Origin of the sequence: Salinisphaera sp. G21_0 (genome assembly GCF_017744115.1) — a bacterium.
Classification (GTDB): domain Bacteria; phylum Pseudomonadota; class Gammaproteobacteria; order Pseudomonadales; family Endozoicomonadaceae; genus Endozoicomonas.
On record NZ_JAGHQW010000104.1, the window covers coordinates 1 to 8,344 of the forward strand.

Annotated in this window: 4 protein-coding genes; 3 read left to right on the plus strand and 1 reads right to left on the minus strand. The window is 52.4% G+C overall.

Features of this window, described 5'->3' with window-relative positions:
* Positions 1-290: 290 nt before the first annotated feature.
* The 3 genes from J7439_RS24545 (at position 291) to J7439_RS24555 (ending at position 4,584) form a co-directional block, all read left to right on the plus strand.
* Positions 291-1,907, plus strand: a complete 1,617-nt coding sequence (locus tag J7439_RS24545; RefSeq protein WP_209204686.1) for an ankyrin repeat domain-containing protein — start codon at positions 291-293, stop codon at positions 1,905-1,907.
* A gap of 112 nt (positions 1,908-2,019) precedes the next feature.
* Positions 2,020-3,726 carry an RING finger protein gene (locus tag J7439_RS24550; RefSeq protein WP_209204687.1) on the plus strand — a complete coding sequence of 569 codons (1,707 nt, stop codon included), beginning with the start codon at positions 2,020-2,022 and terminating at the stop codon, positions 3,724-3,726.
* Between the two features lie 120 nt (positions 3,727-3,846).
* On the plus strand, positions 3,847-4,584 hold the full coding sequence (locus J7439_RS24555) for a hypothetical protein (RefSeq protein WP_209204688.1): 738 nt from the start codon (positions 3,847-3,849) through the stop codon (positions 4,582-4,584).
* Between the two features lie 464 nt (positions 4,585-5,048).
* Here the strand turns inward: J7439_RS24555 and J7439_RS24560 are convergent.
* Positions 5,049-8,344: hypothetical protein (locus J7439_RS24560; RefSeq protein ID WP_209204689.1), on the minus strand; the 3,296-nt coding region annotated here is incomplete at its 5' end.

Consider the following 8,344-nt stretch of genomic DNA (forward strand, 5'->3'; position numbering starts at 1 on the left):
GAAAATTGAGGATAAAAAGTCGGAAATTTTTAGTGAATAGTGGTTCTATTTGCTAAAAATTTCCGACTTTTTAGACCAATTTGCTGCCACCGCAGTAGGGCAGTCTATTCTCGGACAGCCTCCTAGGAGGCTGTCCGTGAATAGACTGCCCTGCGCGGCAATTCGTAACTGTTTTTTATACGACTAAAAACGCTTATCCAGAAATGCATTGTTCACGAATTGCTGTTTTATGGAATTTTCCCTGCTGTTTTCAGTCCTAGTCATTATCTGCATCAAAACAGCCCAAACTAATGAATAGCGTCAGCAGCAACACAAATCCCTCATTTACCTGTTCTATCTGCCTTGGTAGCAACGAAGTTACCACAGGGCAATCTGCCTGGCACACAACACTGGTCCGAACTTCCTGCCAACCAAAACCTCATATTTTCCACCTGGGATGCATCACCGAATGGCTTGACGGTGACCAGCAAAAGAGAAAAAGCCTCGATCAACGCCAATGCTGTGATTGCAAACAACCGGCACTGCCGCTGGTTCGTGTGAACGGGAGCCGCATTCTGGAAAAAGATTCATTTTATTGTGAATCCCTGGTGCTTCATGTCTGTCGTACCGGGGATCTGACAACACTGAACAAGCTTCTGGCCCTTGATGCCAGTCTGGCAACACAGATGTACCTCTCGGCGGTTACCGATTGGGCTGTATACCCGTTAGCTATCGCCATTGATTCCGGCCATATCGATTGCGCCCAGGCACTGATCGACCACCAGGCCGATGTCAATGCCGCTGATCAGGAGGGGCGGACGCCCCTGCACATTGCGGCTGAGAATGGCAACGTCCAGTGCCTGAAATGGTTGGTTACCCATGGAGCGAGTGTCAATGCCACCAATAAGAAAGGCGAAACGCCCCTGCATATTGCCACCCAAATCGGCGTAGTCGAGGCCCGTCAACAATGGGCTGCCATGGGCAGAAATATCCATGAAAGCTACGATGACGGCAGGATATTCCAACAGTATACCAGCAAAAAAGAAAACGACACCGGGTGCCTGAAAGAGCTGCTTGCCAACAGCGAAGTGGATATCAATGCCATCGATAACGGCGGCGTCACGCCCCTGATGATTGCCGCATTATGGGGCAAATCCGAGCGTCTGAAATGGCTGCTCGACGCAGGAGCAGATATCAATGCCACCGATCACCTGCACTGGAAGGCTCTCTACTTCGCTACCATAAGCGACTGTGCAGAGTCCGTCAAAGTGTTACTGGCCGTTCCCGGCATCCGATCCAGCAGGAGGGATATTTATGGCTGTACGGCTCTCCACTTAGCGGCCAGAAACAACTGCGCAGAGTCCCTCAAGGTGTTGCTGGCCACTCACGGCTCCCGGCTCAATAAGCCGAGTTACAAGGGCTTGTACGCTCTCCACATCGCTGCCAAATACGATAGTGCAGAATCCATCAAGGAATTACTGCTCGCTCCGGGCACCTCGATCAATAAGAAGAGTTACAAAGGCTTGGCTGCTCTCCACATCGCTGCAAAACACGATAATACAGAGTCCGTCGAGACACTACTGGCCAATCCAGACATCCGGGTCAATATGAGAACCAACAAGGGCTGGACCGCTCTCCAGATCGCTGCCGAACACGGCAGTACAGGATCCGTCAAGGCGTTACTGGCCTCTCCCGGTATCCAGGTCAATAAAAAGGTTAATGGCAGGACGGCTCTCCACCTGGCGGCAACATACGGCCACTTTGGGTGTGTCGAAGCGATGCTGTTCGCTCCGGGCATCCAGATCGATGAGCATACTGACGATGGCATGTCGGCTCTTAGCTTAGCGACCATCCATGGCCACAGCCGGTGCATGGATCTCCTGCTTGTATACGGGGTCTGGCATCCGGAACACCAGCCAGCAAATTAGCGGGACCCGGTTAACACTGGCATTGCATTCATTCAGCGTTGGTTGCCACAGAAAAATGCCTCCCGGGTAACCAAAAAAGATAACCCAAGCCGATTCAAGTCAGATAAAGAACATGCAAGTACCAGGCTCGGCCCAAAATAACCAGCCAGCGACTGCTTATCAAACTGAGCTGGACAACTGCCCTGTTTGTCTTTCGCCGTTTGCAGGAAAAAGAGTCGTGGTGACCGATTGTCAGCACATGTTTCACAGAAAATGCCTGAGGCGTTGGCGACTGGAAGAAAATATCTGTCCTCTATGTAGAGCCACTCTTAACCAGAGGAGCGCCCAACAAAGGCCTATCGTCGAGCGCTACACCCCTTATCCAGATCCAAACACCCGTTCTTTATTTGCCGCCCGCCCCGGGCGCTGGTTCCCCTCCGGCCTGATGAGTTGGTTGAGCCAAACCGGCGCTCACCCCAGCCTGCAGGACCATGACGTTATGAGAGCCATGGCCAGCATGACTAGCGGGCGCAGCTCTCTTCGGATGACGCATGTAAACCAACTCCTCAATCTTCCTTGCCTGCAGGAAAACGGCGCATTGAACCGACCCCTTTTTATGATCATTGCAAGCATGATGCGAGGGCGAGGGTTACCCCAAATGAGGGCGCTGGAACTATTCATCAATCACCCCCGCCTGCAGGAAAATGGCGCAGTGGACCTGCCACTTTTCTGCACCATTGAAAAAATGATGTACGAGCGTGGGTTACCTCGAATAAGTGAGCTGGGCCGTCTCCTCAATCACCCCCGCCTGCAGGAAAATGGCGCATTGAACATGCCCCTTCTCACAGCCATTGCAGACATGATGGACAGGCGTGGGTTACCCCCAATGGGGCAGCTGGACCGACTCCTCAATCATCCCCGCCTGCAGGAAAATGGCACAGTAAACATCCCCCTTTTCACAGCCATTGCAGGCATGATGGGCGGGCGCGGGTTACCCCGAATGGGACAGCTGGAGCAACTCCTCAATCATCCCCGCCTGCAGGAAAATGGCGTATTAAACCTGCGCCTTTTCAGAGTCATTTCAGATCTGATGCCACGTCGTGGGCTACCCCAAATGGTAGAACTGGAGGCACTCCTCAATCACCCTCGCCTGCAGGAAAATGGCACATTGAACCTGCCCGTTTTCAGCGCCATTGCGGGCATGAGGAACTATCACGGGTTACCCCGAATGAGTCAGCTGGACCGCTTCCTTGATTACCCCTGCCTGCTGGAAAACGGCACATTTAACCTGCCCATCCTCTACGCCATTGCAGGCATGATGCATGGGCACGGGTATCCCGGATTACGTGAGTTGGAGCGACTGGTCAATCACCCTCGCCTGCAGGAAAATGGCGCATTAAACATCCCCCTTTTCATCGCCATTGCGGGCATGATGCACCATGAAGGGTTACCCCGTATAGGGGTGCTGGAGCCACTCCTCAATCACCCCCGCCTGCAGGAAAATGGCGTATTAAACATGCCCCTTTTCAACGCTATTGCAGGCATGATGCACAGTCAGGGGTTACCCCAATTGAGGGAGCTGGAGCAACTCCTCAATCACCCTCACCTGCAGGAAAATGGCACAGTGAACATGCCCCTTTTCAGCGCCATTGCGGGCATGATGCACAAACAGGGGTTACCCCCATTGAGAGGGCTGGACCAACTCCTCAATCACCCTCAACTGCAGGAAAATGGCACATTGAACCTGTTCCTGTTATGCAACATGGCAGTCGCCATGCACGGGCGCGGGATTCCATCTTCTGCTGAGGATTTGGACGCCATGATCCGGCAATACCTATAGCGGTTACTGCCACTGACGGATTGATTGTTAGCAATACTAACCAGGAGATCAGTTTAAAATCTCAAAAAATATAATAACTTGGAAAAAATAATTAACTAGATAACAAAAAGGAATATTAATATGTTGAATAATATCAAGATAAAATCTCTTGCCCTGGCCCTTCTCAGTACTTTAGCCCTGATCAGTACAAGTTTCGCATCAGAGCCAATCTTTCATGGACAAAGCCCTGAAACTGAATCCTTTGCGGCAAAACTTGGTATTGAACGCCAAGTGTATTATCCATCTGAATCCCATCTATTTGCCTACTACGCCCATGTTGAAGCTGAATCCATGATAAAAGTGGACAGCGCCGAAGCTAAACAGGTCCATCATCAAATCAACCAATTGATTGCCGGTTTTACCCCCCGGGAGCCGGATGCAATACATTTGCATCTCGACCATCAGCACAAGGATAACGGCAGGTTTGACGAGTTATACGATGTATTGCAGGCAAAAGCAGAGGAATTGGGACTTACTGTGTCTTTACGGGAAAATTCCAATGCCAGCCCTTCCCAGTACCCACCCATACAGCGTACCAGTGTTCTGGAAATCATGCTGGGAAAACCGGAAACAATGAACACATTGATCAATTACGCGGCCGACACCTATCAGCAGTACCTGGCAACAGAAAAACTGAATCCGGCAGATTCATGCCTGTTTGTTCACCCCCAGTACACTCCGGACGAGAATAATCCCGCAGAACAATACCTGTTCCATTACCAAGGGGATATCATGTTGAGCAATCCAGTCAACTGCGCTGTTTCCCACAACTATGCGATCAATCTGCTGAATAGATTACTGAACATGCAAGGTAGATAAAGCGCATATCATTAAAAGTGAAAAATCAGCGCTATTTTAACAGACAGGCCAGTCCGGACATCCGGGCTGGCCTGTCACATGGAGTCAATGAGTTTGACGGGCTGTCGTGCCTTCGCACTCCGTTCGTCCTGAGCCTGTCTCCGAGTAGAAGAGGCCGTTACCGACCTCAACCCTCAGTCGAGCCACCCAAGGGAACCACCCCCTCAGGACTGAGTCGAAGGAGCCACCAATTGTAGCTCCAAGTCGAGTCAAGGGAGATACGAATTGTAGCTGGCAATCATGGGCTGCGGACTGAATCTTTTTTGATCAGTTACACGTTCCTCCGTGGGAATGCATACACTGCCTATCCGCAGACTCCACTGTTCACTATTATCTGATACCTTAAGCGGGCCCGGTATGCACTGCCACGCAGAGTGAGGTTGCGTCAGATCAAAAAGCAGTTAATGGAACCACATGCGTTGCGTTTATACCTCCGAGTGCTTGCTCCTGTCTCCATGGGCAGGTGCTTTCTGACTTCGTTGCCTACTCGCTGGAATGGCCTCCAGTTCATAGGTATCCGCCACCGGCTCAGACGGCACCGGTAGTACAGATCGATGCCCTGGCACCCCATCGCAATCCATAAGCCGGTATGTGCCTGACCAGCGTTGGTAATGGCGGTAACTGCACGCAACCCCAAAACATAACAGCACCAGGCCGGCTCCCACGGCGATACCGGTTATGGCACCAGCACTCAGGGAAGATGCCAGCGGTGCCACCGTGGCGGTCGACAGCGCTACTGCAGTGGTCATTGGCGCAGAAGCAGGCGTTCTGGAAGAGGTCATGGTGGTTCCTGGTATTGTGGGCACGGTTTCCCAGAACGGTGGCGTGGTAACGGTTGGCTGTGCCATCGTAAATGGTCCAAAAGGCGGACCGGCCAAGGTTATGGTTTTCCCCGCTACCCTGATCACGGTTTCCTTGACCGGTGCCGGCGTGACGGTTGACGGTGCTATCGCTGCGGACAGTGTCGCAGAAGAAGTCGGGTCGGAAGCAGGTATGGCGGTTGACGGTGCCATTTTTGCGGACAATGTTGCAGAAGAAGCCGTTTCGGAAACAGGTATGATGGTTGACGGTGTCATCGCTCCGGACAGTGTCGCAGAAGAAGAAGCCGTTTCGGAAGCAGGTGTGGCGGTTGACGGTACCATCGCTGCGGACAATGTCGCAGAAGAAGCCGTTTTGGCAACAGGTATGGTGGTTGACGGTACCATCGCTGCGGACAATGTCGCAGAAGAAGCCGTTTCGGAAACAGGTATGGTGGTTGACGGTACCATCTCTGTGGACAATGTCGCAGAAGAAGCCGGGTCGGAAGCAGGTGTGGCGGTTGACGGTACCATCTCTGTGGACAATGTTGCAGAAGAAGCCGTTTCGGAAACAGGTATGGTGGTTGACGGTACCATCTCTGTGGACAATGTCGCAGAAGAAACCGGGTCGGAAGCAGGTGTGGCGGTTGACGGTGTCATCTCTGCGGACAATTTTGCAGAAGAAGCCGGGTCGGCATCAGGTATGGAGGTTGACAGTGCCATCGCTGCGGACAATGTTGCAGAAGAAGCCGTTTCGGAATCAGGTATCTCGGTAGACAGCCCCATTGTTGTGGACAATGGCGCAGAAGAAGCCGGTTCTGAAACAAGTATGGGGGTTGATGCCCTGACTCCGGTTTCCCTGTCTGCTGCCGCCGTGGCGGCCGATGGTGCCACTGTCGTGGTCAATGGTGCAGGACAGTCGAGAAAGGGTATGTCGGATGCCATGGGCAGGGTTTCGACGGAGAAGAAATCATTGCTGAAATTGCTTGGCATGCCTAACTGGTCAAGATACTCGTGGTCGGATTGGCAATCCGGGAGCAAGAGCGGATGAGCGACAGGTTCACACACATTATCCAGCGGACAGGTGTTATTGTTTAATAGCTTATTGTCAAGGTAGGTATCACAAACCTGGTAATGCTTACTGAAGATATCGGCCTTTGCATCTGAACCCAGGGCTTTGATCGTGGAATCAACCGCTATGGTATTATTAACGGTACTGGCACTATCAATAGACTCCACGGCCCCAATACCAGCATTTGCTTCTTTACCGGTCGTTTCCACATTACTTTTCACTGCCAGGGTGTTTTCAACGGTTGAAGAATCAACGAATCCTGTACCGATAGCTGCATGGGCCTGACCACCGGAAGTTTTGACCTTGCAATCCACTGCTGTGCTTTTGTCAACGGTGCTACTAAAGTAGGCAGCTCCGGCTCCGATGCCTGCATCTGCCCAGATATTCTTGGTTTCGATCGTGCAGCTCAACGCTGTGGTGCGTGCAACGACGCTGTCTTTAATAAATCCCGCTCCAATACCGGCGTCGGCCCCCATGTTATCGTTAGAGTAAGAACCGAAGGTTTCGACCCGGCAGTCCACTACCGTCGTGCCCACTGCCGTCGTGTCAGTAACTCTTCCATTATCGACTTTACCCGCCCCAAACCCGGCAGGTCCCTCATTACCAGTGGTTTTTAGCTTGCAGTCTAACGCTGTGGTATTAGCCACACTGCCGCCATTTTGAATAACCCCGGCTCCGATGCCTGTTGCTCCATTTGTACCGGTGGTGCTGGTCATACAGCTTACCGCTCTGGTATTGGTCACAGTGCCACCATCAACATTCCCCGCGCCAATACCGGCATCGGCATTTTCCCCCGATGTTTCGACGCGACAATCCTTCTCTGCCACGGTATTAGTAACAGTAGTTCCCTTAACCTGCCCACCCCCGATACCCGCGCTGGCATCTCTACCGGCGGTTTCCACCGTGCATTTCACCGCTGTGGTGCCAGTCACGGTGCCACCTTCAAACCATCCCCCGCCGATGCCGGCAAAACTTTTATCTCCAGATGTTGTCACTGTGCTGTTCATTGCCGTGGTGACAGTAACATCGGTGTTGGTAGAATTTCCCCCGCCGATACCCGCATAGCCACGATCACCAGAAGTTGCCACCGTGCAGTTCAGTGCCCTGGTGTTGGTAACTTTTCCACGGGAAATTCTTCCCGCTCCAACAGCGGCATTTGCTTTCTTGCCCACTGTTTCAACGTGGCAGAGAACCGCTCTCGTGTCGGCAACAGTTCCATCTTCAACAAAGCCTGAGCCAATACCGGCGCTCCCACCCGCTTTATTGGAGGTTTTGACTATGGAGTCCAGTGCCCTGGTGTTGGTAACGATTCCTCCGGACAAAATTTGTCCCGCTCCAATAGCGGCATTTGCCTTATAACCGGATGTTTCAACTGTACAGTTCTTTGCTATGGTATTATCAACGGTATTATCCTGTTTAACCCACCTGAAGATGCCTGCATACCCACTCCCGATGCCTGCGCTGGCCTCGTGGCCGGTCGTTACCACCGTGCAGCCCTCCGCCCTGGTGTTGTCAATGCCACCTCCAAACAAAACATGTCCCCCTCCAATAGCGGCATAAGCCTTTTTGCCTCCGGTTTTAACGTGGCAGGCAACCGCTGTCGTGTCAGCAACTTTGCCACCATGAACGGACCCTGCCCCGATACCCGCGCTTCCAAAATCGTTGTCGGTCGTGATTATACATTTCATGGCCTTGGTGTTAGCAACGGTAACGCCATAGACCCGCCCTGCACCGACACCGGCACTGGCTTGCGAGCCTGAAGTTTGAACCTTGCAATTCACCGCCATGGTGTTGTCAACCTTTCCTTTTCCTTCGGCATTGCCTGCAATAACCCCCCCATGGGCTTCAATAC

Excerpts from the sequence above, each read along its gene's own strand:
- J7439_RS24550 (WP_209204687.1), top strand. The coding sequence starts at position 2,020 with ATGCAAGTACCAGGCTCGGCCCAAAATAACCAGCCAGCGACTGCTTAT.
- J7439_RS24555 (WP_209204688.1), top strand. The coding sequence starts at position 3,847 with ATGTTGAATAATATCAAGATAAAATCTCTTGCCCTGGCCCTTCTCAGT.
- J7439_RS24545 (WP_209204686.1), top strand. The coding sequence starts at position 291 with ATGAATAGCGTCAGCAGCAACACAAATCCCTCATTTACCTGTTCTATC.